The 26,097-nt window shown below is 71.3% G+C and carries 26 protein-coding genes and 1 tRNA gene; 11 read left to right on the forward strand and 16 right to left on the reverse strand.

Annotation, left to right across the window (positions count from 1 at the left end):
- Window positions 1-85: 85 nt before the first annotated feature.
- The 4 genes from NBW76_RS13535 to NBW76_RS13550 all read right to left on the reverse strand — a co-directional run bounded on the left by NBW76_RS13535 (window position 86) and on the right by NBW76_RS13550 (window position 2,181).
- On the reverse strand, window positions 86-1,348 hold the full coding sequence (locus NBW76_RS13535; protein ID WP_082480761.1) for an RtcB family protein: 1,263 nt from the start codon (window positions 1,346-1,348) through the stop codon (window positions 86-88).
- Between the two features lie 56 nt (window positions 1,349-1,404).
- Window positions 1,405-1,481, reverse strand: a tRNA-Arg gene (locus tag NBW76_RS13540).
- A 38-nt stretch (window positions 1,482-1,519) separates the two neighbouring features.
- The gene (locus tag NBW76_RS13545) at window positions 1,520-1,879 is read right to left on the reverse strand and encodes a WhiB family transcriptional regulator (protein WP_056553823.1); all 360 of its coding nucleotides are present in this window, start codon (window positions 1,877-1,879) and stop codon (window positions 1,520-1,522) included.
- A 161-nt stretch (window positions 1,880-2,040) separates the two neighbouring features.
- Complete coding sequence (locus NBW76_RS13550) at window positions 2,041-2,181, reverse strand: hypothetical protein (protein ID WP_156364742.1); 141 nt, start codon at window positions 2,179-2,181, stop codon at window positions 2,041-2,043.
- Window positions 2,182-2,347: 166 nt separating this feature from the next.
- On the opposite strand from NBW76_RS13550, the gene NBW76_RS13555 reads away from it, so the two are divergent.
- Genes NBW76_RS13555 through NBW76_RS13570 form a run of 4 tightly spaced genes read left to right on the forward strand, consistent with a single transcriptional unit; the run spans window position 2,348 to window position 5,356 of the window.
- Window positions 2,348-3,115, forward strand: a complete 768-nt coding sequence (locus NBW76_RS13555) for a histidine phosphatase family protein (RefSeq protein WP_055966762.1) — start codon at window positions 2,348-2,350, stop codon at window positions 3,113-3,115.
- 49 nt (window positions 3,116-3,164) lie between these two features.
- The gene (locus NBW76_RS13560; RefSeq protein WP_055966760.1) at window positions 3,165-3,725 is read left to right on the forward strand and encodes a DUF3090 domain-containing protein; all 561 of its coding nucleotides are present in this window, start codon (window positions 3,165-3,167) and stop codon (window positions 3,723-3,725) included.
- The gene (locus NBW76_RS13565; protein ID WP_255353962.1) at window positions 3,722-4,528 is read left to right on the forward strand and encodes an SCO1664 family protein; all 807 of its coding nucleotides are present in this window, start codon (window positions 3,722-3,724) and stop codon (window positions 4,526-4,528) included. The genes NBW76_RS13560 and NBW76_RS13565 overlap by 4 nt, the downstream gene beginning before the upstream one ends.
- 12 nt (window positions 4,529-4,540) lie before the next feature.
- On the forward strand, window positions 4,541-5,356 hold the full coding sequence (locus tag NBW76_RS13570; protein WP_156366926.1) for an SDR family NAD(P)-dependent oxidoreductase: 816 nt from the start codon (window positions 4,541-4,543) through the stop codon (window positions 5,354-5,356).
- Window positions 5,357-5,360: 4 nt separating this feature from the next.
- Here the strand turns inward: NBW76_RS13570 and NBW76_RS13575 are convergent, their stop codons facing one another.
- Entirely contained in the window at window positions 5,361-5,723 is a 363-nt protein-coding gene (locus tag NBW76_RS13575; protein WP_056553820.1) for a VOC family protein, read from the reverse strand.
- 130 nt (window positions 5,724-5,853) lie between these two features.
- On the opposite strand from NBW76_RS13575, the gene NBW76_RS13580 reads away from it, so the two are divergent.
- Window positions 5,854-6,540, forward strand: a complete 687-nt coding sequence (locus NBW76_RS13580) for an SDR family oxidoreductase (RefSeq protein WP_056553816.1) — start codon at window positions 5,854-5,856, stop codon at window positions 6,538-6,540.
- Between the two features lie 22 nt (window positions 6,541-6,562).
- Here the strand turns inward: NBW76_RS13580 and NBW76_RS13585 are convergent, their stop codons facing one another.
- Entirely contained in the window at window positions 6,563-8,500 is a 1,938-nt protein-coding gene (locus tag NBW76_RS13585; protein ID WP_056553813.1) for a primary-amine oxidase, read from the reverse strand.
- A 213-nt stretch (window positions 8,501-8,713) separates the two neighbouring features.
- Between NBW76_RS13585 and NBW76_RS13590 the strand changes: the two genes are divergently transcribed.
- On the forward strand, window positions 8,714-10,681 hold the full coding sequence (locus tag NBW76_RS13590) for a hypothetical protein (RefSeq protein ID WP_056553810.1): 1,968 nt from the start codon (window positions 8,714-8,716) through the stop codon (window positions 10,679-10,681).
- On the opposite strand, the gene NBW76_RS13595 is transcribed toward NBW76_RS13590, so the two are convergent.
- Complete coding sequence (locus NBW76_RS13595; RefSeq protein WP_250246800.1) at window positions 10,639-11,367, reverse strand: TetR family transcriptional regulator; 729 nt, start codon at window positions 11,365-11,367, stop codon at window positions 10,639-10,641. The genes NBW76_RS13590 and NBW76_RS13595 overlap by 43 nt on opposite strands.
- Window positions 11,368-11,524: 157 nt before the next feature.
- Here NBW76_RS13595 and NBW76_RS13600 point away from each other — a divergent pair, with 157 nt between their 5' ends.
- The 3 genes from NBW76_RS13600 to NBW76_RS13610 all read left to right on the forward strand — a co-directional run bounded on the left by NBW76_RS13600 (window position 11,525) and on the right by NBW76_RS13610 (window position 14,267).
- Window positions 11,525-12,637, forward strand: a complete 1,113-nt coding sequence (locus NBW76_RS13600) for a ferredoxin reductase (RefSeq protein ID WP_056553808.1) — start codon at window positions 11,525-11,527, stop codon at window positions 12,635-12,637.
- Between the two features lie 41 nt (window positions 12,638-12,678).
- The gene (locus tag NBW76_RS13605) at window positions 12,679-13,830 is read left to right on the forward strand and encodes an acyl-CoA desaturase (protein ID WP_082481862.1); all 1,152 of its coding nucleotides are present in this window, start codon (window positions 12,679-12,681) and stop codon (window positions 13,828-13,830) included.
- Between the two features lie 89 nt (window positions 13,831-13,919).
- A complete protein-coding gene (locus tag NBW76_RS13610; protein WP_056553804.1) occupies window positions 13,920-14,267 on the forward strand; it encodes a DUF2200 domain-containing protein in 348 nt (115 codons plus the stop codon).
- Between the two features lie 170 nt (window positions 14,268-14,437).
- Here NBW76_RS13610 and NBW76_RS13615 read toward each other — a convergent pair whose 3' ends face one another.
- Window positions 14,438-16,177: a CocE/NonD family hydrolase gene (locus NBW76_RS13615; RefSeq protein WP_056553800.1), complete on the reverse strand. Its 1,740-nt coding sequence runs from the start codon at window positions 16,175-16,177 to the stop codon at window positions 14,438-14,440.
- Between the two features lie 87 nt (window positions 16,178-16,264).
- On the reverse strand, window positions 16,265-17,110 hold the full coding sequence (locus NBW76_RS13620; RefSeq protein ID WP_235492928.1) for a sigma factor: 846 nt from the start codon (window positions 17,108-17,110) through the stop codon (window positions 16,265-16,267).
- Window positions 17,111-17,220: 110 nt separating this feature from the next.
- On the opposite strand from NBW76_RS13620, the gene NBW76_RS13625 reads away from it, so the two are divergent.
- A complete protein-coding gene (locus NBW76_RS13625; protein WP_055966737.1) occupies window positions 17,221-17,463 on the forward strand; it encodes a hypothetical protein in 243 nt (80 codons plus the stop codon).
- A 13-nt stretch (window positions 17,464-17,476) separates the two neighbouring features.
- Here the strand turns inward: NBW76_RS13625 and NBW76_RS13630 are convergent, their stop codons facing one another.
- Window positions 17,477-18,148, reverse strand: a complete 672-nt coding sequence (locus tag NBW76_RS13630) for an NADPH-dependent F420 reductase (RefSeq protein ID WP_056553797.1) — start codon at window positions 18,146-18,148, stop codon at window positions 17,477-17,479.
- Complete coding sequence (locus NBW76_RS13635) at window positions 18,145-19,266, reverse strand: LLM class flavin-dependent oxidoreductase (RefSeq protein ID WP_082481861.1); 1,122 nt, start codon at window positions 19,264-19,266, stop codon at window positions 18,145-18,147. Before NBW76_RS13635 ends, NBW76_RS13630 begins: the two co-directional genes overlap by 4 nt.
- 158 nt (window positions 19,267-19,424) lie before the next feature.
- On the opposite strand from NBW76_RS13635, the gene NBW76_RS13640 reads away from it, so the two are divergent.
- On the forward strand, window positions 19,425-20,321 hold the full coding sequence (locus tag NBW76_RS13640) for a nuclease-related domain-containing protein (RefSeq protein ID WP_200932658.1): 897 nt from the start codon (window positions 19,425-19,427) through the stop codon (window positions 20,319-20,321).
- Between the two features lie 10 nt (window positions 20,322-20,331).
- On the opposite strand, the gene NBW76_RS13645 is transcribed toward NBW76_RS13640, so the two are convergent.
- The 5 genes from NBW76_RS13645 to NBW76_RS13665 all read right to left on the reverse strand — a co-directional run bounded on the left by NBW76_RS13645 (window position 20,332) and on the right by NBW76_RS13665 (window position 25,978).
- On the reverse strand, window positions 20,332-21,111 hold the full coding sequence (locus tag NBW76_RS13645) for a hypothetical protein (RefSeq protein WP_056553793.1): 780 nt from the start codon (window positions 21,109-21,111) through the stop codon (window positions 20,332-20,334).
- 48 nt (window positions 21,112-21,159) lie between these two features.
- Entirely contained in the window at window positions 21,160-22,326 is a 1,167-nt protein-coding gene (locus tag NBW76_RS13650) for an XdhC family protein (protein WP_235492925.1), read from the reverse strand.
- 2 nt (window positions 22,327-22,328) lie between these two features.
- A complete protein-coding gene (locus tag NBW76_RS13655) occupies window positions 22,329-22,811 on the reverse strand; it encodes a (2Fe-2S)-binding protein (protein WP_056553790.1) in 483 nt (160 codons plus the stop codon).
- 10 nt (window positions 22,812-22,821) lie between these two features.
- The gene (locus NBW76_RS13660; protein WP_235492924.1) at window positions 22,822-25,221 is read right to left on the reverse strand and encodes a molybdopterin cofactor-binding domain-containing protein; all 2,400 of its coding nucleotides are present in this window, start codon (window positions 25,219-25,221) and stop codon (window positions 22,822-22,824) included.
- Between the two features lie 106 nt (window positions 25,222-25,327).
- Window positions 25,328-25,978 (reverse strand): NTP transferase domain-containing protein, encoded by a 651-nt coding sequence (locus NBW76_RS13665; protein ID WP_082481859.1) that lies wholly within the window; start codon window positions 25,976-25,978, stop codon window positions 25,328-25,330.
- Window positions 25,979-26,097 lie beyond the last annotated feature (119 nt).

Below are 26,097 nucleotides of genomic sequence, written 5' to 3' on the forward strand. Positions count from 1 at the left end.
TCGCGGCGAGCTCGGGTCGAGACCCCGGGGCCGACCGGTCCGATGCCGGCCGGCCCCCTGCGCTCGCGTCCGCCGGCGGCGTGGCTCAGCCCTTCACGCACAGCAGCGTGGTGAGCCGCGCCTCGACCGACACGAGGTCGGTCTGCGCCGCGATGACGGACTCGAGGTCCTTGTAGGCCGCGGGGATCTCGTCGAGCACCCCCGCGTCCTTGCGACACTCCACCCCCGACGTCTGGCGGGCCAGGTCGTCGATGGTGAAGGTCTTGCGGGCCCGGGTGCGCGACATCGTGCGTCCCGCCCCGTGCGAGGCCGAGCAGTAGCTGCGCTCGTCGCCGAGCCCCCGCACGACGTACGACCCCGTCCCCATCGACCCGGGGATGAGCCCCAGGTCGCCGCGGCCTGCCCGGATCGCTCCCTTGCGGGTGACGACCAGGTCCACGTCGTCGTACCGCTCCTGCGCCACGTAGTTGTGGTGGCAGGAGATCTCGCGGTCGTACCCGACCTCGCGGCCGGCGCGACCGAACCAGGTCGAGACGACCTCGCGGACGAGCGCCATCATGACCGCGCGGTTGCGGGCCGCGTAGTCCTGCGCCCAGTACAGGTCGCGCAGGTACGCGTCCATCTGCGGGGTGCCGGCGAGGAACACCGCGAGGTCGCGGTCGGGCAGGTCCAGGTTGTGGTCCAGACCCTTCGCGGCCGCGATGTGGCGCTCCGCCAGCTCCTTGCCGATGTTGCGCGACCCGGAGTGCAGCATGAGCCAGACGCGCCCGGTGTCGTCGGACGTCACCTCGATGAAGTGGTTGCCACCGCCGAGCGTGCCCATCTGCTTCATGGCCTTGGCCTCACGGTCCTGCACCGCGTCGTGGAGCCCGCGGAACCCCGCCCAGAAGCCGCGCCAGTCCCAGGCCGTCCCGCGCCCGTCCGTGCGTCCCCGGCCGAGGCCGAGGCGGTCGACGTCGGGGGCGACGTCGTGGGCGTGGAACCCGACCGGGACCGCGCGCTCCACCGCGTGGCGGAGCGACCGGAGGTCCTCGGGGAGGTCCTCGGTGGTCAGGTCGGTGCGGACGGCGGTCATGCCGCAGCCGATGTCGACGCCGACGGCCGCCGGCGACACCGCGTCACGCATCGCGACGACGGAGCCGACCGTGGCGCCCTTGCCGAGGTGCACGTCGGGCATGACGCGCAGACCGTGCACCCAGGGCAGCCGCGAGATCGTGCGGAGCTGCTCGAGCGCTGCGGGCTCGACGTCCTGCGGGTCGGCCCACATGAGGGTGTCGGCGACGGCGCCGGGGAGCGTCGTCGGGAATCCGGAGGCGTCGGCTCCGGGGGTGCTCGTCGTGGTGGTCATGGTGGTTCGCCTCCTTCGGCGGTGGTGGTGAGGTGCTGGTGTCCTGCCGGTGGTGCTGGTCTCCCCGGGACGACTCGAACGTCCGACGTCCCGGCTCGCGACCGGGCCCTCTCTCCAGCTGAGGTACGGGGAGGTGGCGGGCCGCGACCCGACGACGTGGTGCAGACGTCGTCAGGCCGCGGCCGTCTTCCTGGGCCTGCCCCTGGTGGGGACCGCGTCCAGGGGGGTCCCCTCGGCGAGGAGGACACCGCCCCACACGCCGCTCTCGGCGCGTGCGGTCCCGAGGCCCAGGCAGGTGTCCCTGAGCGCACACGGCGCGCAGACCGCCTGCGCCGCGGCGAGCCGGGCGTCGTCGGTCGGGAAGAAGAGGTCGGGGTCCTCGTCCTCGCACGCCCACCCCGTGACCCCGTGGCGGGGCGTCGGGTGCGCGAAGGCCGCGACCACGCCGTGCGTGGTCAGGACCGACGTCGCTGCGGACTCGGTGCGCAGCGACACGGTCCTGGCCCGTGTCCTGCGGTTCTGTGTCGCCATGTGCTGCCACCTCCTCGGTGGTCTCGGGTGTCGTTCAACTGTGGGAATGGGGATGGAAGGGGGATGGGGTGTGGGGACGGAGCGGTCCGGACATGCAGAAGGGCCGCCCCGGCGAGTCCGTGCGACTCGTGGAGCGGCCCTGTGCCGGGTGCGGGTGGCACCTAGGTCACGGGTCGCTCCTGGAGCAGCTCGTCGTTCTCGGGTCGCTGGATGGACGGCATGCCCTTCACCACGACGGCAGCACCGAGCACCCGGACGGCCGAGGGGCCGAACGAGCCGTGGCTGCTGCGGTACGTGGTCATGGAGGGTCCTGGTGCGAGGTGGTCGGTGCGACGCCCGGGTGAGCGTGCAGGACCACGGTAGAGGTCGGCGTGCACAGCCGCCAAGCGATTAACGCCCCCTACCGACGACACCGTCCGACGACCGGTCCGTCGGGCCGGGTCGCGCCCCCGCGCCTAGGCTCGAGGCATGGCCACCCTCGTCCTCGTCCGGCACGGTCGCACCACCGCCAACGCCTCGGGGGTGCTCGCCGGCCGCACGCCCGGCGTGCTCCTCGACGACACGGGCCGCGAGCAGGTGGCGCGCACCGGCGAGAGGCTCGCCGTCGTCCCGCTCGCGTCCGTCGTCTCCAGCCCCATGGAGCGGTGCCGTCAGACGAGTGCGGCGATCCTCGAGCGGCAGTCCGGCTTCCCCGCCGCGCCCGTCGAGGACGCCATCAGCGAGTGCGACTACGGCGACTGGCAGGGGCGACCGCTGAAGGAGCTGGCCAAGGAGCCGTTGTGGTCCACGGTCCAGTCCCACCCGTCCGCCGCCGTCTTTCCCGGCGGTGAGTCCCTCCCGGCCATGCAGGCGCGTGCGGTCGAAGCCGTGCGGCGGATCGACGCCGAGGTGGAGGCCGAGCACGGCGCGTCCGCGGTGTGGGCCGCCGTGAGCCACGGAGACCTCATCAAGGCACTGCTGGCCGACGCGCTCGGCATGCACCTGGACCTGTTCCAGCGCATCCAGGTGGACCCCGCCTCGATCTCGATCGTGCGCTACACCACGTCGCGGCCCTACGTGCTGGCGCAGAACACGCACGCCGGTGACCTGGGATGGCTCGTCCCGAAGAAGCAGGAGACGTCGACCGACGCGGTGCCCGGCGGGGGTGCCGGGCCCGGCAGCGGGCAGAGCGCGGCCGCCGCTCCCGAGGACCTCGACGACGGTCCCGCCGAGCTGGCCGGGCCCGGCCGGTCCTGACGTCGTGCCGCACCCAGCGACGTCTGGGGTCGGACCCTAGAGTGGTGGCATGGCCACCATCGTCCACGGATTCGACTGGCCCGACCGCTTCGTCGTCGGGACCGTCGGCACCCCCGGCTCCCGCACGTTCTTCCTCCAGGCCCGCTCCGGGGCCGACCTCGTCAGCGTGGCGGTCGAGAAGGAGCAGTCCGCTGCCCTCGCCGACCGCATCGACGAGGTGCTCGACGAGCTGATGGCCGAGGACGGCAACCCGTTCTCCGTCCCGACCGTGGCGCCCGACGGGCTGGCCGACCACGAGCCGCTCGACGAGCCGGTGGCGGAGCAGTTCCGTGCCGGTGCGATGGGGCTGGGCTGGGACCCGTCCACGGCCCAGATCGTGGTCGAGGCCTTCCCGGTGCTCGACGTCGAGGCCGAGGCCGACGAGGACGGCGTGGTCGAGATCGATCCGCCCGAGGCCCTCGTCGTGCGCATCCCCGTCGGCAGTGCGCGGGCGTTCGCCAAGCGCACCCGCGAGGTCGTGTCGGCCGGGCGGCCGCTGTGCCCCTTGTGCCAGACGCCGATGGACCCGTCCGCCGACCACGTCTGCGAGCTGCCCGACGAGTTCCGGTGAGCGACGCCACCTCCGTGGACGAGCCCTGGGCCGAGGAGTCCGACCTCCTCACCGGTGAGCTGGTGCTCACCGGCCGCGTGATGCCGGCGTCCAACGCCACCTTCGTGGGCACCATCGGCGACGTCGACGTCGTCTACAAGCCGGTCTCCGGCGAGCAGCCGCTGTGGGACTTCCCCGACGGCACGCTCGCGGAGCGCGAGGTCGCCGCCCACCTGGTCTCGGAGGTCACGGGATGGCAGGTCGTCCCGCTCACCTGGCTGCGCGACGGACCGCACGGCCCGGGCATGGTGCAGCTCTGGCAGACCGTGGACCCCGCGCAGGAGGCGGTCACGATCGTCCCGGCCGGCACGCTGCCCCCGGGCATGCTGCACGTGTTCGACGGGTACGACGGACGCGACAGGCGTGTCTCGCTCGTCCACGAGGACACCCCCGCCCTGCGGCGCATGGCCGTCCTCGACGTCGTGCTCAACAATGCCGACCGCAAGGGCGGGCACGTGCTGGAGATGGCCGACGGACACCGGCACGGGATCGACCACGGGCTCACCCTCCACGCCGACCACAAGCTCCGGACGGTCCTCTGGGGCTGGCTCGGGGAGCCGCTCGGCAAGCAGGAGCTCGACGGCGTCCGGCGCGTGCGCGCGTCGCTCGACGACGAGACCGACGGCCTCGGCGCGGTCCTGTACGACCTGCTGAAGGTGGCCGAGGTCGAGGCGCTCGCCGCACGCTGCGACCTCCTGCTGTCCGAGGGCACCCTGCCCGCCCCGTCGGGTCCCATGCCCGCCGTCCCCTGGCCCCCCTTCTAGGAGGTGGCTCCCGTGGAACCTCGCCCTGACACCCTGCTCGTGGGCTGCGGCCGGCTCGGCGCCGACGTCGGCCTGCGGCTCGCCGCCCTCGGCCACCGGGTGGCCGGCATCCGTCGCAACGCCGACCTGGTCCCGGCACCGATCGTCGGCGTCGCCGCCGACCTGGCGCAGGGGACGCCGGACCTCCCTCCGCTCGACCTCGCGCAGCTCGTGGTCGTCCTGACCGCCCGACCCCGCACCGAGGAGGCGTACCGCGCCACCTACGTCGATGGGATGCTGCGGGCGCTCGACGCCGTGGAGGCCCAGGGGGCGCTGCCGCGTCGCGCCGTGCTGGTGTCCTCCACCGGGGTGCACGCCGACGCCGACGAGGTCGTCACCGAGGACACCCCACCCGATCCGGGCGACGGACCCAGCAGGATGCTCCTCGAGGCCGAGCGGCGCTTCGCCGAGCGTCTGCCCACCGGCACGGTGCTGCGTCTCTCCGGGCTCTACGGGCCCGGGCGCGCCCGCATGGCCGACCAGGTGCTCGCCGGGGAGGTCGGCGACCTCCACCGGTGGACCAACCGCATCCACCGCCACGACGCCGCCACTGCCGTGGTGCACCTGCTCACCCGCGTCGACGACCCGGCGCCGGTGTACCTCGGCACCGACGACGAGCCCGCCCTGCGCGGCGACGTCGCCGCCCACCTCGCCGGTCTGCTCGGCGTGGACCCGCCCGCCGCGGTCGACCCGGCTAGGGGTCACGGCAAGCGCATCTCCAACGCGCGGTTGCGTGCCACGGGCTGGATCCCGCGGTACCCGACCTTCCGAGAGGGCTACACCGCCTGAGTCGTCAGGCTTGCTGGAGCTCGACGCGGTTGCCGAACGGGTCGAAGGAGTGGAACCGCTCGACACCCGGGATCTCGCCGTCCGAGCGCACGCACGCGTGACCTGCGGCCTCCAGGACGGCCTCGACCGCGTCGAGGTCGTCGACGAGGAAGGCCGGGTGCGCCTTGCGGGCCGGCGCGAACGGTTCCTCCACCCCCAGGTGCAGGACCGCCGAGCCCGACGTGAACCAGCACCCGCCCCGGGCGGCGAGCACGGGCGGCTTCGTCTCCTCCGTCATGCCGAGGAGCACGCCGTAGAACCCCCGGGCCGCGTCCTCGCCCCCGGTGGGGATCGCGACCTGCACGTGGTCGAGTCCGATGATCGTCATGCGCCCTCCCGATGGTCCACCGCTTCGCCGCCACCATCCTGCCCGACGGTCCGGCGGCGCTCGACCTGCCGTGCCACGTGACCCGTCCTAGCGTGGAGGGGTACCCATCCCCACGCTCGAGGAGCCTCACGTGACCACCATCGCCATCGTCGGAGCAGGACGCGGACTGGGAGCGGCGGTCGCCCGTCGCTTCGGCCGGGAGGGCCACGCCGTCGCGCTGCTGGCCCGCAACGCCGAACGCGTCGACGCGCTCGCCGCCGACCTCCGGGCCGAGGGCATCGACGCCCGCGGCTGGGTCACCGACGTCCGCGACCCCGACTCCCTCGCCCGCGCCCTGGAGCAGGCCAACGAGACGCAGGGCCCCATCGAGGTGCTGCAGTACAGCCCACTCCCCCAGAAGTCGTTCCTGCGGCCGCTGCTGGAGACCACCGTGGACGACGCGCGCGGCGCGATCGAGTTCTCCGTCTACGGCCCGCTGGCCGCGGTGCACTCGGTGCTGCAGAACATGCGGTTCGTCGGGAAGGGCACGGTGCTGTTCGTCAACGGCGGCACCGCCGTGCGTCCCGCGCCGAAGTTCGCCGGCACCTCGCTCTCGTTCGCCGCGCAGTCGGCGTACGCGCAGATGCTGCACGACACGCTCGCACCCGAGGACATCCACGTCGCCCAGCTGGTGATCCCCGGAGCGATCGAGGAGGGTCACCCGCAGAAGGACCCGGAGGTCCTCGCCGAGACCCTCTGGTCGATGCACACCCGCCGCGACGAGTTCCGCGTCTTCGCCACCGAGATGGACGACGAGGTCAAGGAGACCGCCACCTGATCCCGCCTCGACGAGCCGCCGACTAGTGGCAGTGCGAGCCCTGTGAGGACGCGTCGCCCTCGGTGTGGCAGGAGCTCGACGAGGCCGGCTCCACGTCGAGCGAGGGGTTGCGGTCGAAGAAGCCGACGGGCTTGAGCCAGAAGGAGACGATGTCGGCCGGCATCACGGGCCAGTCCTCGGGGCGCGTGATGTGGTGGATGCCGAAGACGTACCAGAGCACCACGTCGGTGTCGGTGGTCGAGCGGCCCTGCTGCACCCACTCGGGCAGCCCGTGGTCGTCCTTGCTCTGGTTGACGAACTCGCCCGCGGGCCAGCGCTCGTCGGCGTCGTGCGGGGTCACCCACACCGTGTGGCCGATCACCTGGGCCCGTTGGAACACCGGCGACTCCGGGTGGAAGAACGACGGGATCGCGCCGCCGGGCACCAGCTTGTAGGCGACCGGGGTGCCCAGGCCGTTGAGCGACCGCTCGTTGACGACCTTCCAGGCCCGCTGGCTCTCCCACCTGAAGTCGTCGTGACCCTCGACGTCGATCGGCGTGCTGACCTGCCGGATGCCGAGACCCAGCGGGTTCTCGGGTCCGATGGGGTCGATCACCGTCTCGCTGCGCTGCACCGTGTTGGTGCGGCCGTCGGGCTCGAGGTCGAGCCGCGCGACGAGGAAGTGCTGGTGGTACGGCGCGTACGTCCGCTCGTCGACCAGGGTGCCGTGCGGGTGGGCCTGACCCTCCTCCACGTGCGTGACGACCATGATGCCGGTGGCGCGCACCTCGCACTCGATGTTGCCGTCCTCGTAGAACCGCCAGTAGACGATGTACTCGTAGTTGGCGACGGTCACGTGGAACGAGACCACGAACCGGCGCTGGCGGCGGACCTCGGCGCCGGAGTCGTGGTCGACGTGCTTCCAGCCGATCGCACTGTCCTCCTCGTGCAGGCAGATCGCGTTCGTGATCGTGTACGGCTCGCCCGCGCTGTCGTGCATGACGGCGTCGAGGTAGCGGATCTCGCCCAGGCAGTCGCAGCCGAGCTCGAGCGACTGGGTCATGAAGCCCAGTCCCCACTCGCCGATGTCGAAGGCGGTGCGCCGGTAGTGGTCGACGCTCGGGTCGCGGTAGGGGACGACCATCTCGGCGAAGCTCAGCTGGTGGGCCACCTGGCGCGTGCGGCCGGCGTCGTCGTAGGTGACGGCGTTGATGGTCATGCCCTCGCGGTGGTTGAACCCGACCCGCATGGTCCAGTTCTGCCACCGCAGCTCGTGCCCGTCGACCTCGAAGCCGATGCCCTCGGGCTGGGTGATCTCGAGCGGCTTGCGCGGCGGCCGGCGGCCCTTCAGCCGGTCGGGCACGTGGCGAGGCACGTACTCGCCCATCACGTCGGGCCGCGACACGGTGTGCGTGTCCTCGATCGCCAGGAGCTCCATCGTGTTGATGTCGATCACGCAGTGCAGGCCGTTCACGGGACCGGCGTAGGGGTTGGCGCCCTCGGCGGCCCTCACCCAGGTGTCGGACCAGCCGATGCGCCGGTCCTTCCACTGCTCGGGCATCACGGCGTCGCCGTAGGTCCAGGTGTCCATGAAGACCAGCGAGAGGTCGGTGATGCCCCGCTTCGCCAGCGCCGCGATCACGTCGGGGTGGGCGCGCAGGGCGGCGTCGGCCTCCTCCCACTCGTCCACGGTGAAGTTGGCCTGCACACCCGGCACGTGCTCGAAGCTCAGCACGGCGTCGGCGGAGAGGTCGACCCGGCCGCGGAAGGTCCGGTTGGTGGCCTGCTCGAGGCAGAGCACCTCCACGACCCGGGCGGGGACGGTGCCGTCGGCGGCGTAGATGTCAAGGTCGGCCTTGGCCGGCTGGAGTCCTTCGATCGAGCAGTAGCGCCATCCCTCCCCCACGCCGTGCTCGGCGGAGAGCAGGGCCGTGGTCGCGCGGAACTCGTCGGACGTGAGGGGATCAAGCGGATGGGTCACCTGCTGATCATCTCCCTCTCGGGGGGCACCTGACCAGGATCTCGTGGCGATGTCACCGGATCGTCACGGATCCCGTGCTCGCCGAGGGGGCTGCGCGACGCCGACGGCCGGGCCCCTGGGCCCTCGACACGACGCGGAGCCCGGGTGGATCCAGGACCGATGCGGGACCGCGGGCCCTCCGTGACGGGCCGGGACGGGACCTAGGTTCCAGGTGTGTCGATCTCGGGCCCTCGCCGCCATGTCCTGCCAGCCTTCCTCCAGCGGGCCACCGCACCTCCCCCGCGCGCACCGCGCGGGCAGGGGACCCTCGAGGTCGTCGGCGTCGTCGTGCTCGCCGCGGTGCTGGTGGGTGCGGGCGTCACCGCGGTGCACGCCAAGGCACCCCAGGTGACCACCACGGTCCGGTGCGCCATCGCGAAGGTCCTCGCGGCGGCCGGGGGCGGCGCGGCCTGCGCCGACGGCGAGCAGCCGGGCGGGGACGGTGAGCAGCCGGGCGAGGGCGGCGACCAGCCGGGTGGTGACGACCCGGTCGATCCCGACACCCCGATCCTCAACCCGGAGGACCCCTCCGACCCGCGCTGCAAGGACGCGCAGCCGTCGAGCGGACCCATCGACGGCGAGCACCCCACACTCGTGCAGGTCGGCTGCCGCAACCTCTACGTGCCCGAGGACTGCCAGACCGAGTGGGACGCCTACCGCACGGCGACGGAGGGCGCGGCACGCGCCAAGACCGCCGGAGCACTCGGCACCTGCGTGGGAGACACGTACGACCGGATCGAGCCGCCGTGCGTGACGTCCTCCAACAGCGAGGTCGACCGCTCCGAGGTCCGCATCCTGTTCGTGAAGTTCGGCAGCTCGGACGGCATGCTCGTCGAGGACCTCGGCGACGGAAGGGTCCGGGTGCACCTCCTGGAGGGCACCGAGGTCGGCGGCGAGGTCTCCGGCAGCGGCAAGGGCATCGACTTCAGCGTCGGCGGTGTCACCGGGTACGAGAAGGGACAGACCTACGAGTTCCACGACATGGAGAAGGCCCAGGAGTGGCTCGACTGGTACCAGCAGTACCGGACCATCGACGCGAACGTCCAGGGCCTGATGCAGACCAGCACCATCTGTCCCCGACCCGGGCAGTGCCCACCGAACCCGTACCACGTGCAGCAGGCGCAGAAGCTCATGGAGCGCAAGAAGGAGCTGCAGGAGACCGAGCCGGAGCACCACGACCTCGCGACGTCGTCGGTGCGGTCATCCAAGGTGAAGGTCTCCGGCGGCGTCAGCTTCCCCATCTCCACGTCCAAGGGCAAGGGCTCGGGAGGCATCACGCCCGGCATCTCCGGTGACTACACCGGCGAGGTCCAGGTCGAGCAGCGCGACTGGGCCGACGGCAGCTTCACGGCGTCGTACAAGTCCACCGACCTCGGCGGCTTCCTCATCGGCGTGAAGGCGGGCGGCAAGGCGACGAAGGACAAGAAGGGCGGCAAGGACGGCGAGCAGGAGGACCGCGGCGGGGCGAAGGGCGGCGACGCCCTCGGGGCCGAGTGGGCGGGCAGCTCCTCGACGTCGGTCACCTGGGGGCCGGACGGCAAGCTCGGCAAGCTCATCGTCACCCTCGACGACCAGGCCCTCGACAGCATCAACCGCGCCGGCATCGACCTGTCCGTCGCCCTGCCCTACGGGTTCGGGCTCAGCGGCGCCTACGAGACGAAGAGCAAGGAGGGCAAGGCCACCGTCACCGAGATGATCCTCGACTTCGACCAGCACCCGGAGCTGCGTGACGAGCTGGGCCCCCGGATCGACGAGATGTTCCCCCGCGACAAGGACGGGAACCTCGAGAAGGGCGACGTCGACGTCGAGTTCGACGACGAGGTCGAGCAGACCGACGGCGGCGACCCCGTGCAGGACGTGCTCGACGAGAAGGCGAACGTGCGAGACCTGGAGTACGACGTGGCCGAGACCGAGGAGACCGGCTCCGTCGGGGTGGACTTCGTGGGCATCGACCTGTTCAAGGCCTCGTGGAGCCACGTCGAGTCCCAGAAGGACCTCACGGGGTCGTCGTTCGAGATCACCGACGTCACGGGCACGCGGCAGACGGTCAGCCCGGCCCCCAAGTGCAAGGCGCTGCCGTTCACCCAGCCCGACGACTACTACACCGGCGAGTTCTCCGACCCGCCCGTCGCCCGGATCTGAGCGCTTCCGCCCCGGTCCTCGGGGCGGGAACGCCAGTGGATGGCGCCGATCGACAGCATCCGCAGCTGCGTGGTCGTCATCCGGGCGACCTCGCGGTCGAAGGCGGCGGTCCGTGGACCCTGCAGGAGCCGTTCGGCCGCCGCGACCATCGCCGTGACGATGAGGTCCGCCGAGGTGCGCAGGTCGTCGTTCGACCAGTGCACGGCGCCGGGCAACCTGGCGAAGTCGGTGGCGATCTCGGCCTCGAACAGGTCGAGCTCGTGCCGGATGGCGGCGCGCACCCCGGGCACGCCCCCCACTCGTTCACGGCTGATGAAGCCGAAGTGCGCCGGGTCGGACCGGACACGCTCGACGAGGACGTCGACGGACTGGCCGATCACGCCCCCGACCGACGGCGCCGCGCTGCGCACGTCGCGGATCATGCGCCGCAACGACGAGAACGACTCGTCGACGAGGGCCAGGCCGAGGTCCTCGGCCGAGACGAAGTGCCGGTAGAACGCCGTGGGGGCGATGCCCACCTCGCGGGCCACGTGCCGCAACGACAGGGCCGAGAGAGAGCTCTGCTCGGTGAGCACGAGGGCCGCGTCGAGGATGGCGCGACGGGTGCGCTCCTTGCGCTCGGTGCGCGTGGGCAGGGCGTCGGGCTGGTCCTCCATGCGGCCGAGCGTACCTGTGTCGGTGGACACGTGACCACCGTTGCCCCCGCCTGACCTGCGCAAACACGCGACGTGCCTGCCGTCACAGGGGCAACACGTTGACATTCGGAGTGTCACATACCGACAGTTGGTGGACAGGTGTCCACTAACGCACCTCGACCCGACCCCGAACTGCGAAGGACCGACCATGACGGCGACCGCCACGACCGGCCTCCCTCCGCTCGCCCAGCGCGTGCTCGGCTCGCGCCTGCTCGCGTCCCTGACGTCTCCGCACGGCGTCGACCACTACCTGCGCCAGGTCAACCCCATGTGGGCCGCGACCGACGTGCGCGCCCAGGTCGTGGACGTGAAGCGCGAGACGGACGGCGAGCACCCGGTCGCCACGCTCACGCTCGAGCCGACGAGCACGTGGCGCGGTCACCGCTCCGGCCAGTACGTCCAGGTCGGACTCGAGATCGACGGCCGCCGCACCACCCGCTGCTTCTCCATCTCCTCGGCCGCGTCGCTCCCCGGCGAGCAGTTCACGATCACCGTGCGCGCCCACGAGGAGGGCGTCGTCTCCAAGCACCTCGTGCGCGAGGCCCAGCCCGGCCTGATCCTCCACCTCAGCCAGGCCGAGGGCGACTTCACGATGCACGAGAGCGCCGCGACGCCGACCAACAACCACCTCGTGATGATCTCGGGCGGCTCCGGCATCACGCCGGTCATGTCGCACGTGCGGACGCTCCTGCGCGACGGGTACGACCACCACGCGCAGCGCAAGGTCACGTTCGTGCACTACGCCCGCTCCCCCGAGGACCAGATCTTCGCGGAGGAGCTCGCCGAGATCGCCGCCAACGACAACGGCGTCACGGTGCACCTGCGCTACGGGCCCCACCTGTTCGACCCCGAGGAGCTGCGGCTCATGGTCGGCGACTTCACCGACCTCGACACGTGGGTCTGCGGCCCGGCCGGGCTCGTCGAGCTCGTCCAGGAGGCCTACGGCGACTCGCCGCGCCTGCGACTGGAGTTCTTCAAGCCGCCGGCGTTCGCCCGCGAGGAGGACGCCGAGGGCACCGTGGCGTTCAACGTCGCCGGCTCCACCGCCGCGAACGACGGCTCGAGCCTGCTCGAGCAGGCGGAGGCCGCCGGCCTGACGCCGGAGTTCGGCTGCCGCATGGGCATCTGCTTCTCGTGCGTCTCGCGCAAGACCGAGGGCACCGTCCGCAACATCCTCACCGGCGAGACGTCGTCGCTGCCCGACGAGGACGTCCGCATCTGCGTGTCCGCGCCCGTCGGCAGCTGCGCCGTCGACCTCTGACCTCACGACCCGCCTCCACGACCTCGTCGAAAGGAACCGCCATGACCACGATCCCGTTCGTCCCCCGTCTGAAGAAGTCCAGCACCCGCGCCTCCGCCCCCAAGGTCCCGAACCTCACCCCCGAGCAGCTCGAGGACTTCGGCAACGAGATGGACGCCCTGCGCCAGCGCATCCTCGCTGACCTCGGCGAGGAGGACGCGACCTACATCCGCAACGTCGTCAAGCGCCAGCAGCAGCTGGAGGTCGCCGGTCGCGCCCTCTTCTACGTGCCCCCGGCCTGGCCGCTCGCCGTCGCCGCGCTGAGCCTCTCCAAGATCCTCGAGAACATGGAGATCGGCCACAACGTCATGCACGGCCAGTACGACTGGATGGGCGACCCGAACCTCAGCTCGCGCATCTACGACTGGGACAACGTGTGCCCCGGCGAGCAGTGGAAGTACAGCCACAACTACATCCACCACACGTTCACCAACATCCTCGGCAAGGACCGTGACATCGGCTACGGCATCCTGCGCATGGACGAGGACCAGCCGTGGCACCCGTACTACCTCGGCAACCCGGTCTACGCCGTGCTGCTCATGCTGTTCTTCGAGTGGGGCGTGGCGATGCACGACCTCGAGGTCGAGAACATCGTCAAGGGCAAGCGCAAGATCGAGGAGAACGCGCACATGCACTCCGCGATCATGAAGAAGGTGAAGAAGCAGGCCCTGAAGGACTACCTGGTCTTCCCCGCGCTCACCGGTCCGCTGTTCCCGCTGACCTTCGCCGGCAACGTCACCGCCAACCTCATCCGCAACGTGTGGGCCTTCAACATCATCTTCTGCGGTCACTTCCCGGCCGGCGTCGCCACCTTCACCGAGGAGGAGTGCGAGGACGAGTCGCGCGGGCACTGGTACTACCGTCAGCTGCTCGGCTCGGCCAACATCAGCGGCGGCGACCTGCTCCACATGCTGTCGGGCAACCTGTCGCACCAGATCGAGCACCACCTGTTCCCCGACATCCCGGCGCGCCGCTACCGCGCCATCTCGGTCGAGGTCCAGGAGATCTGCGAGCGCTACGGCATCGAGTACAACACCGGGCCGCTGCACAAGCAGCTGTTCAGCGTCGCGAAGAAGATCTGCCACTTCGCCCTGCCGGACCGCAAGCCGAAGGCGACCGAGCCCGAGCGCGTGGACGTGCCCGCGGCCGCCTGACCGTTCCCCCACACGACGCCGTCGCCCCACGTGGGCGGCGGCGTCGTCGTGTCGGCTCACCCGTCCCCACCGCGGTCTACCCTGCGGGCATGGCACACAAGATCGCGTCGATGCCGTTCGGCTCGGTGTACCCGCACTACGTGACGAAGGTGGAGAAGAAGGGCCGCACCGTGGCCGAGCTCCACGAGGTCGTCACGTGGCTCACCGGCTTCGACGACGACGCGATCGCCCAGCACCTCGCGTCGGGGACGACGTTCAAGGAGTTCTTCGACCAGGCTTCGCTGCACCCGAACGCCTCGCTGATCACGGGCTCGATCTGCGGCGTGAAGATCGCCGAGATCGAGGACCCGCTCATGCTGCGGGTGCGCTACCTCGACAAGCTCGTGGACGAGCTGGCCAAGGGCCGCCCGATGGAGAAGGTGCTGCGCACCCCCTGACGCCGCACGGGGGGTGGCGCCCCCGTCCCACCCACCGGACGCACGATTCTGCCTTCGCGCGCGAGACGCCGAACGATGCTGCGTTCGTGACGGGATCCCGTCGCGAACGCAGCATCGAACCGGCCTTCGCGCGGGAACGCAGAATCCTGTGTCGTGGCGCGGGCGACCCGCTACCGCAGGGCGGCCGCCAGGTCCGACTCCGGCACGGTCGGCAGCATGAGTCGAGAGCCCGACCCCTTCCCGATCGTGACGGTGTTGAGGGCGGGGATCGATGGGAGCGACAGCGCCGACTGCCCCACGAGGGAGACCTGGATGCGGTGCCCTGCCTTGAAGCGGTTGGCGATCGGCCACAGCTCCACGTGGTAGTCGCGGGCGGCGCCGGGGAGCGCGAGCTTCGGGTTGCTGTAGTCGCCGTAGGGCTGCACCAGGTTCCCGTCGGAGTAGAGCGACTTCTCCTCGACGACGCCCGGGAACGCCGAGTTGAGCCGTCCGACGGTCATGGGGTGGGTCGTGCCGTCGGGCCAGACGTCGGAGACCACGGCCCAGATCGGCGTGGAGACGCCGCTGGTGGAGAGTCGGACGTCGAGCGTGCCCGGACCGATGGCCGTCACCGACTCCTTCAGCGGGGCCGACGTGAAGGTGAGCCCGGTCAGGTTCGTCAGCTTCATGTCGGTCAGGAACGGGATCCACGTGGTGAGCTGGTTGAGCGGTGCGCCCAGCGTGGAGATGGTGTGCGGATCGACCTGCGTCGGGAGCGACGTGAAGGCGGCGTACGACTGCCGACTCGTCGTCGCGTCGGGCTCGATCGTCAGGCTGCCGTCCTTGGGCGAGGCGCTCGTCCCGGCTCGCTTCGCGGACAGGGAGAGCGGCGTCCACGACGTTCCTGGCAGCGGCCACGACGACCCGTCGTAGCGGAGGAACTGTCCGTCCAGGAACTGCTCACGACCGCCGTCGGCCACGAGCATCTGCACCGCCGGCTCGTCCTCCACGCCGTTCTGGACGCCGAGCACCCATCGGTCGAGCCACTTGTCGATCTGCGCGGCACCGTGGTCGGTCCCGCGTGGGGCTCCGTCATGGGCACCGACCACGAGCAGCTGCGCCGGTGTGCCCTGCGCCTGCAGCTGCTGGAACGCCTGGTAGTCCCCGCGTGGCTCGACGTCGAAGACGCCGTCGATGAGGAGCGTGGGCACCTCGTTCGCGTCGCCGCGGAACCCACGCTCCTTCCAGTAGGTGTTCAGGGTGGGGTTGAGCAGTCCCGCACTGAGCCCGGAGCCGAGCAGGCCGAGCACGGTCTCGGTGCCGGACAGCGGGTCGCGGGAGAGACGCTGGTCGGCCTGCACGAGCGCGAGGCCGCCGATGGCCGAGAGCACGGCGAGCCCGGGGACCGAGTTGGGGACGCCGCCGGGGACCAGCAGGTCGCGGTACAGCTCGAACGTGCCCGACCGCATGACGGCGGCCTTCACGCACGGCAGCTCCTGGTGCTGGGAGTTGAAGTAGGTGATCGCGCTGGCCGAGAACCCGACCACGGCAAGGCGGCCGTCGCTCCAGGGCTGGGAGCATGCCCACGCGAGGGTGTCGCGCACGTCGCGCTGCGTCTTCGGCCCGAGGACGTCGAACCCACCACCGCTGTCACCCGTGCCGCGGATCTGGACGGTGAGGAAGTTGTACTCCTCCCCCACGCTGAAGCTGGCCCCGCGCTCGCCGTAGGGCGTGAACTCGACGACCGTCGGTCGCGCCTGCAGGGGCGCAGCGCCGCTGACCGCCGCCGCGAGCGACGCGCCGGTGCTCGTGGTCACACGCACCTTCGTGGTCTCGGGCTCTGCCTCCGCGGCGTTCGCCGGCGCGCCGAGCGCTCCCAGCACGAGCGCGGTGGTGGCGGCGACGAGCAGTGACCGGGAACGAGTGACCATGGGGACCTCCGGATAACTGGTGCGTCCGTACCAGTAACAGACCAGTACGTGTGTACCAGTTCTCGGCCGTCCTGCCAAGACCTTCGTTCAGATCGGGTCCCCCGCGGCACGTCGTCGCACCATCGCCAGGACCCCGGCGTCAGCCCGGAACACGATGCCGCGCACTCGTCCGTCCTCGATCGTGAAGTCGAAGGCGACCTTCGCCTCGCCGCGGTGGATCCATGCAGCGCCGGGACGGTCTCCGACGAAGACCGGGAAGGCGGCGTGCGCCCCACCCCGGAAGAAGCCCGCGACGTCGCCGGCGCCGTCGAGCCGGCTCGGCGTGCCCAGGGCCACGGCCGCGGCGTCGCCCTCCACGACCACGCCCGGGGCGAGCAGCTCGAGCAGCCGCTCGAGGTCTCCCTCCTTCGCCGCCGCCATGAACGCGTCGACCACCTCCCAGGCGGCGAGCCGGTCCTCGGGCACGGGCGCGCTCACCTTCGCCCGTGCCCGCGAGGCGAGCTTGCGCGCCGCGGCCGGGGTCGTGTCGAGCATGGCAGCGATCGTCGCGAAGTCGAAGGCGAAGCTGTCGTGCAGCACGAACGACACCCGCTCGGCCGGGGTGAGCCGGTCGAGCACCACCTGCAGCGCGATCCCGACGGTGTCGGCGAGCACCACCTCGTCGACCGGGTCGGCCACCGTGCCGCCCGGATCAATGTCCTCCACGGGGATCGGCGTGCGCGCTCGGAGCCGGTCGAGGCAGAGCCGCGACGTGACCGTGGTCAGCCATCCCGGCAGGTTGTCGATCGGCTGCTCCGTGCCGTGCAGACGCAGCCACGCGTGCTGGACCACGTCCTGCGCGGCGTCGTGGTCGGAGAGGATGCGCGCAGCCAGCCGCAGCAGCCGCGGGCGTTCGGCCTCGAAGGCGGCGGTGAGGATGTCGTCGGAGGGCACGTCGTCACACTTTCGTCGTCCGGATCGTCACCACCATGACGCACGCCGGACCGAGCGTGTGACACGACGACCCACTTCCCCGGCGGGAGGTGCTGCGAAAGGATGGACCCATGAAGAGCATGACGTGCCAGGACCTCGGCGGACCGTGCGACCTCGTGCACTCAGGGGAGACCGCCGACGAGGTGATCGTCGCCCAGGACGCGCACCTGAAGGAGCGCGAGAAGGCGGGGGACGCCGCCCACCAGCCCGCCCGTGACGACATGAAGGGTCGCTGGCGCCGGCCCCGCAAGTCGCTCGGCTGGTACAACGACGTGAAGAAGCGGTACGCCGAGCTGCCCGACGACCCCGCCTGAACCGACCCGAACGTCAGGTGCGGGCGGCCACGACCTCGCGGCCGCGGGTGGACTCCGCGAAGCGCGCCACCATCGTCCGCAGCTCGTCGGCCCCGACGTTCGCGCCGAACGGCTCGGTGCCCGGCTCCAGCCGGACTCCGTCGGCCAGTCCGCCGATGACGACAGGTTCGAAGCCCAGGTCGTCGACCAGTGCGGCCACACGGGAGACGGCGTCGGCGGAGTCGCCGGCGACCGCGATGGCTCGACGTCCGGGCGCACCTGCGGGCAGGGCGCCGTCCTCGAGGTCGTGGTAGCCCATGTGGTTGAACGCCTTGACGACGTCGGCACCGGCGAGGAACGCCTGCACGATCTCGCTCGTGGACGTGCGGGGGTCGGTCAGGTCGTCGCGCACGCCGTCGACCTCCCACCAGTAGTTCATGGCGTCGACCACGACCTTGCCGACGAGCGCGGCCACCGGGATGGACCGGTACTTGCCGAGCGGCAGGGCGAGGACCACGAGGTCGGCCCTGGCCGCGGCGTCGGCGGCGGTCGTGGCCACGGCGCCGGGCGCGAGCACGTCGACCGTCAGCTCGATGTCCTCGGCAGGACCCGACCCCGCGACGAGGACGTCGTGACCGGCCGCGACGGCGAGCCTTGCCAGCACCGTGCCGACCTTGCCGGCGCCCAGGATGCCGACGGTGGTCACGCCTGCACCCCCGCCGGAACCACGGCGTCGGCGGCGAGCAGCTCGCGGACACGCGGGATGACCTCGGTGCCGTAGAGCTCGACCGAGCGCAGCCGGTCGGCCGCCGGCGTGGAGCCGGTCGTGTAGATCATGTCGAAGCGACCGACCCCCAGCGTCCTGATCGCGGCCGCCATCTTGGTCGCGACCGTCTCCGGGGAGCCCAGGTAGAGGGAGCCGTGCTCGATCTCGCGCTCGTAGTCGCGCGGTGTGACCGGCGGCCAGCCGCGGTCGCGGCCGATGCGGTCGCGCGACGCCTTGAAGTGCGGCCAGGCGATCTTCGCGGCGGCCGCGTCCGTGTCGGCCACGAAGCCCGGCGAGTGCATCCCGACCGGGTGCGCCGTGGTTCCGAACTTCTCGGCAGCCCGGCGGTACAGGTCCAGGTAGGGGGCGAAGCGGTCGGCCGGTCCGCCGATGATCGCGATCATGAGCGGTAGGCCGTACTTCGCGGTGCGGACCACGGACTGCGGCGACCCACCGACCCCGACCCAGGTGTCGAGACGTCCGGAGTCGGTCTTGGGGTAGACGTCGGCGTCCGCGAGGGCGGCGCGCGTGCTGCCGCTCCAGGTGACGGGCTCTTCCTTCAGCAGCTCGGCGAAGAGCTCGATCTTCTCCTCGAAGAGCGTGTCGTAGTCGGCCAGGTCGTAGCCGAACAGCGGGAACGACTCGGTGAACGAGCCTCGACCGAGGATGACCTGTGCCCGACCGTTCGACAGTGCGTCGAGGGTGGCGAAGCGCTGGAACACCCGAACCGGGTCGTCCGACGACAGCACGGTGACGCCCGAGGCGAGCTTGATGCGCTCCGTTCGCGTGGCGATGCCGGCCAGCACGGTCTCCGGGCTGGAGATCGCGAAGTCGGACCGATGGTGCTCACCGAGCGCGATCACGTCGACGCCCACCTGGTCGGCCAGCACCGCCTCGTCGACCACCTGACGGATCGCGTCGGCGTGCGAGAGCAGCTCGCCGTCCGCCCCCTGGGGGATGTCGCCGAAGGTGTCGAGCCCGAAGACGACGTCATTCGTCGCCCCGGTGCTCGAGGAGGTGCTCGACGCCGTGCTCGCGTCGTGGGAGTGGGTCGTCATGGCGGCCGCCTTCCGGTTCGAGGCCAATGTAGTTCAACGTTCATCTACTTCAAGGTTCGACCCTCCCCCACTATTCCCGGTCGCATCGTGCGAACGCCTGCGGCCCGACCGCGACCCGTCGTACCGTGCTCGTCCATGCCGAGCGATGGGAGTGGCTCATGGCATCAGGTGACATCGTCGCGGGCAGGCACCGTGCGTCGACCAGCGACACCGACAAGCGCATGCGCCTGCGCTACGCAGGGACCTGCAGACTGTGCGACGCACACCTGCCGGCGCGCGAACCAGCGATCTACGAACGGTCCAGCAGGACCGTGCGCTGCATCGACTGCTCGGCGTCCGGACCGGCGCAGCCGCCGGCCGCGGCGGCGGCTGCGGCCCCACCAGCTGCTCAGGACGTCGAACCGTCCGACGTCGCACCCGGGTCGGCCGGTGCGTCCGCACGCCGTGAGCACGAACGCCGCCGGTCCAACGACGAGAAGCGACTGCGCGAGCGGTGGGGCCGGCTCGGTGGCCTGGCGGTCGCACTGTCGAGCGAGCCCCAGAGCACCGCGGCCCGGTCCAAGGGCGCCGTGGGCGAGGAGCGGGTGGGCAGGATGCTCGACGACCTCGTCGACCGCGGCGTGCTCGCGCTCCACGATCGCCAGGTCCCCGGGTCCCGCGCGAACATCGACCACCTCGCCGTCACCGCAGCGGGGGTCTGGGTGATCGACGCGAAGCGCTACACCGGGCGACCCCGGCTCAGCGTGGAAGGGGGCGTGATCCGTCCTCGCGTCGAGAAGCTGTACGTGGGGAGCCGCCACTGCACCCGCCTGGTCGACAGCGTGCTGAAGCAGGCCGGCCTCGTCCGCGATGTCGTCGGCGACCAGGTACCCGTCCACGCGGCCCTGTGCTTCGTCGACGCCGACTGGCCCCTGATCGGGGGCGACTTCGTCACGCGCGACGTACGGGTGGCGTGGCCGAGGCGGCTCTCCGCGGCGCTGACGAGCGACGCCGGTGCCCCGATCGACCAGCACGACGTGCAGCGACGGCTCGCGGAGGTCTTCCTCCCGGCCTGACCTCCTGGACTCAGGCGTCAGCGGGCCGTCGAGCGACCAGCGCGGCCGTCACGACGACGATCACTGCGGCCGCGACCAACGCGGCCACGAGCACTCCCGTGGTGCCGTCGGCGTTGCCGGTGACGGCGATCCCGACCATGGCCCAGGTACCGGCCGCGGCGTACGCCACGATGCCACCGGTCCGCACGAGCACGGCGAGCAGCACCACGGCGGCGACGGCCAGCACGGCCAGCTGCCAGGGCAGCTCGTCCGCCTCGACGAGCCCGGCGTCGACCATCGCCGTCGAGACGTTGAGGAAGAACGCGGCGGTGACCCAGCCGGCGTAGAGACCCACGGACGCACGCGTGAGCACGGAGAACCACCCCGGCTCGAACGTCGAGCGCGCGGTGGTGAGCACGGCATCGATCGCGGCCACGAACATCACGAGCAGCGCACCGGCGGTCGCCAGGCTGCTGTCGAGTCCCGCCAGCACGATCCACACCGCTCCACCGAGGTACAGCACCATGAGATCGACCTGCAGACGTCGCGGAACCGCGTGCGCACCTCTCACCAGCACGGCGACGGACTGTGCGATCGCGAGGGTGTAGATCACGCCCCAGATCGAGAACGCCCAGCCGACCGGGGTGATCAGCAGCTCCGGGCCCGACCCGGCTCCGGGCGAGCTGCCCGGCCCGTTGATCGTGACCACGGGTGCCACCACCTCGAGGATCGCCGCCGCCAGGACCGTGAACGCCAGCCAGCGCTCCCCGCCGTGAGTCGTCACCGACCTCGTGTCATTCGTCGTCACCATGTCTCGACAGTACGGACGAATCGAGGGTTCAGCGCGTCGTGCGCACGCTCAGGGCCGACCTACCGATACCGGTCCGGACGGGCTTGGAACGCTGGCATCGGCGTGGATCGGCCCGTCCATCTGGCCGAGCCGGCGACCGCTGCCGCCCCGACGCACGGCCACCAGCTCCGCTGCGATGCTGAGCGCCGTCTCCTCAGGCGTCTGGGCACCGAGGTCGAGTCCGAGGGGCGAGCGCAGTCGCGCCAGCTCCGTCTCCGTGACGCCTTCTTCGCGCAGCCGCCCCATCCGCTCGTGGTGCGTGCGTCGCGAGCCCATCGCCCCCACGTACCCGACGCGGGGCAGGCGCAGTGCCTGCTGCAGGACGGGCACGTCGAACCGCGCGTCATGAGTCAGCACGCAGACCGCCGTCCGCGCATCGACGCGACCCGCCGCCGCCTCTTGCTCGAGGTAGCGGTGGGGCCAGTCCACGACCACCCGGTGTGCCTGCGGGAAGCGCTCGGCCGTGGTGAAGACGGGGCGCGCGTCACACACCGTGACGTCGTAGCCCAGGAAGCGGCCGGCGCCCGCGAGGGCACCGGCGAAGTCGACGGCGCCGAAGATCAGCAGCCGGGGCGCGGGAGCCCACACCTGCACGAACGCTCGGACACCAGTCCCGAGCAACGAGCCGTCCGCACCGCAGTGCACCTGGCCGGTGGTTCCGGCGGACAGCATCGCCCGGGCCCGGCCCGTGAGCGTCCGCTCGAGGTCGGGAGCCAGCGTGGTGCCGTCGGGGACCGCGTCGGGGAGCACCGTGATCCGCGTGCCAACGACTTCGGGCTCCGGATGCTCCAGCACGGTCACCGAGGCCGAGGCGGCCCCGGCGGCGGCACGCTCCGCGAGCGTCTCGAGGTCGGCGGCCTCGTCGAGCCGCTGCACGAACACCTCGATCCGTCCGCCGCACGTGAGCCCGACGTCGAACACCTCGTCGGCGGCGAAGCCGAAGGTGCGCAGGCTGGGCGCACCCGTGGCCAGGGTGTTCTCGGCGAGGTCGAACACGGCGGCCTCCACGCAGCCGCTGGAGACCGACCCGGCGACCTCCCCGCCGGCCGAGACCACCATGGCCGCACCGGGGAGTCGGGGAGCCGACCCCGACGTGCCCACCACCGTGGCGAGGGCCACGGGTGACTCCTGCGCCCAGCGAGCCGCGCTCGCGAGGACGTCGTCCGCGACGGCCACGGCTACCGCATCAGCTTCTCGCCGGCGCGCACGGCCTCACGGATGCGCGTGTACGTGCCGCAGCGGCAGACGTTGCGGATCGCGTCGAGGTCGTCGTCGGTGACGGCGCGGCCCTCGCGACGGACCTTCTCGACCAGGGCGACGGCCGCCATGATCTGACCGGGCTGGCAGTAGCCGCACTGCGCGACGTCGCGCTCGATCCACGCCTGCTGCATCGGGTGCAGGTCGTCACCGGGCGTCGTGTCGGCGAGTCCCTCGATCGTGGTCACCTCGTCGGAGGCCGAGAGCTTGTCGACCGGCACGGCGCAGGGGTTGAACGCCTTGCCGTTGAGGTGCGAGGTGCAGGCCTTGCAGACGTTGATCCCGCAGCCGTACTTCGGTCCCGTGACGCCGAGGACGTCGCGCAGCACCCAGAGCAGGCGCACGCCCTTCTCGACCTCGACGGTGACCTTCTCGCCGTTGAGCTGAAAGCTGTAGCTGGGCATGAAGGGCTCCTCAGGAGACGAAGTCGAGGCCGTTGGTCGGCGACGCGGGGACGGGTGGGACGAAGGACTTGGGCTCGAAGTGGAGCGGGTCGCGGAAGTTGATCGGGAACTCGGTGGGCATCTCCCCGGTGGCCCGGGCGTACGCGCACGCCACCGCAGCCGCCGACGCTGCGACGCCGGCCTCCCCGATGCCACCCGGCTCGGTGCTGTCGGACTCCATGACCTCGCAGACGAACTCGAGCGGGGTGTTCCACTGGCGGGTGTAGGCCGAGTTGTCCCAGCTGGCCTCCAGGAAGTGTCCGTCGACGAGGTGGTTGCCGTAGGTGAGGACCTGCGACATGCCGTCGCTGAAGCCACCCATCATCTGGGCCTCGATGCCGAGCGGGTTGATGGCCAGGCCGCAGTCGACGACGATCGTCGCCTTGGTGACCCGGGGTCCGGTGACCGCGTCGCGCACCTTCCGGTTCACCGTCTCCGGCCGACAGTCGAGCTCGACCACCACGGCGGTGGCGCCCTTGTACTCCTTGTGGATCGCGACACCCTGGGCCGTTCCGGCGGGCATCGACTTGCCCCACTCCCCCAGCTCGGCGGCACGGTCGAGCACCCGTCGGACGACGCCGCTCTTGGTGTACTGACGCCGGAACGCGACCGGGTCCTTCTTCAGCCGCTTCGCCAGCTGGTCGACGATCAGCTCGTTCGCCACCCGCACGTCGGGCGAGTAGATGTTGCGCACGGAGCTGGTGTTGAACCGGGTGAAGTCGTAGTTGGTCTCGTTCAGCAGCTGCGTGGTGACGCCGAAGTTGTAGGGGATCTCCTGCGTGAGCAGGAAGATCGTCTCCGAGAACCCCAGGTTCGCCAGGCCGGTCGGCAGGGCCGCGACCTCCGCGGTGAGGCGTTCACCGAGGCCGTGGGTGAAGTCGCAGGTGACCGACGTGTGGCGCTGCTCGAAGGTGGCGATGCTCTCGCCCAGCACCGTCGCCCGCACGCGCGACGTCGACATCGGGTGCACCCGACCCTGACGCGGCTCGTCGGCGCGGTGCCACATGAGCTTGACCGGCACGCCGAAGGCCTTGGAGATCTCCGCGGCCTCGATGGCTCCGTCGCTGAACAGCTTGCGGCCGAACGAGCCACCGCCGGTGACGACGTTGACCTTCACCTTGCCCTGCGGCAGACCGAGGACCTTGGCGATCTTGGACTGCGCGTCGATGGGCGACTTGAGGCCGCTCCAGATCTCGGCGGAGTCCTTGCGGACGTCGGCGATCGCGCAGTTCGGCTCGAGCGCGGACCCGCTGCGGAAGTGGAACGTGAAGCTGCCCTCGACCGTCGTCGCCCCGAGGGCCGGCACGGCGAGCGGCAGCTCGGCCGCCTTGAGCTCGGCCAGGATGTCGTCGGCCTTCTTGCCCGGCACCGTGCCCTCGCTCCACTCGACGTCGAGGGCGCGGACGGCGTCGATGCACTGGCCGAAGGTCCTGGCGCGGACGGCCACACCCGTCGGCACCACGCCCACGTGGGTGACGCCGGGCATGGCCTTCACCTCCGCGGCGTTGCGCACGCTCTTGGGCTTGCCGTTCAGGTCGGGTGCCCGGCACACCATGGCGGGCAGGGCGTCGGGGACGTCGAGGTCCATCGCGAACTTCTTGCGCCCGGTCACGGCGTCGACGGCGTCGATGCGGCGCTGCGGCGTGCCGACGACGGACCGCTTGGGGGCGTCGTCGAGGTCGACCTCCACCTCCTTCGTGGTCGGAGAGGCGGCCTTCGCCGCGGCCTGGCCGTACGTGACGGACGAGCCGAGCGAGTCGAAGATCGCGCCGCCCTTGGTGGTGAGGCTGCTGACCTGGGCACCGAGCAGGATCGCCGCGGCGTCGAGCAGGGACTTGCGGGCCACCGCCGCGGCCACCCGGATGGGCGTGTAGGTCGAGATCGTGGTGTTCGAGCCGCCGGTGAGCTGGTTGAACAGCAGCTCGGGTCGGGCGGGGGCGAGGGTGACGTTGACCCGCTCGAGCGGCAGGTCGAGCTCCTCGGCGATGATCATGGCCGTCGAGGTGGTGATGCCCTGGCCGACCTCCATGCGCGGCAGCGCGAAGGTGGCGTCGCCCTTCTCGTCGATCTCGATGGCGATCAGGTTCGACGTCGGGAGCGCACAGTGCGTCAGGAAGTCGTTGAGGTCGTAGATCTCGGGGATCTGCGGCACCGACGGCAACGGCAGGGCGGCTGCCGGCGACGCGCCGAGGCCGAGGTCGGCGGCGACCACCAGTCCGGCGCTGCCGAGGACGTAGCCGAGGAAGCGTCGACGGGTGGTCCGACCGGGCGGCGCCGGTCGTGCCGCTGCATCCGGTTCCTGAGCGTGCGGTTCCGGGGACTGCGGGGTGCGGTCGTGGGCGGACGGGGACAGCTCGTGCGGGACAGTCACGGGTTCACACTTTCGTCGGGGCTCTGGGGGGGCTTTGAACGAAGGCGGGGGAAGCATCACCGTGACACAGGTCACCGCACCGCGCAGATCAACCTGCGGCCGGATCTCACGAATCGGACCGATCGGACCGGTTCTGCGCGTCGAGGCCCGATGCCGTGTCGACGTCACGGCCACCGGCGAGGTCGCCGCACTCCACCTCCGCGGCACCCCGGGACCGCAGGTACTCGCGCGCGCCCGCGTCGCCGCCCGCGGACGCGACGATCCCGGCCCAGTGGTCTCGACCGACGAGCACCGGGTGGCCGGGACGGGACGAGTAGCTCGCCCGCGCGAGAGCCCCTGTCCAGACCCCCGTCGCCGCGAGCCGCCTGACCACGTCGGGTCCGACGTCGGGCAGGTCGACCAGGTGGATCAGGACCGCCGTCGCCGTCGAGTCCTCCACCGACCGCAGCCCTGCACGCAGCGAGGCCGACATGCCCTCGTCCCAGCGGCGGGCGACGACGACGTCGGCGTCGTCGGGCACCAGGGCTCGCGCCTCCTCGGCCGCGGCCCCGAGGACCACGGTGACCTTGCCGCATCCGCCGTCCCGAAGCACCCTGACCGCGCGCTCGACCCACGGCACGCCGTCGTCCCCGCGGACGAGGGCCTTCGGACGTCCCATCCGGCTGCCGGCGCCGGCCGCGAGCACGAGACCGTGAGGTCCGTCCGGCTCGTCGTGGTCCACGCGCTCCTCCTGCTGCGTGCGAGCGTGCCCGGTCATGGCCGCCCTGGTGCGGGCCGACGGTACGGGCGCGCACGGCGATCGGCAAGAGCAACGAGCGGACGCGAGTTCCCGTTCTGCGGTGTCATGTCTCTCACGTCGTCGCAGCCGTGCGTCGT

The sequence above is a fragment of the Aeromicrobium sp. Leaf245 genome (assembly GCF_942548115.1).
Lineage (GTDB): Bacteria > Actinomycetota > Actinomycetes > Propionibacteriales > Nocardioidaceae > Aeromicrobium.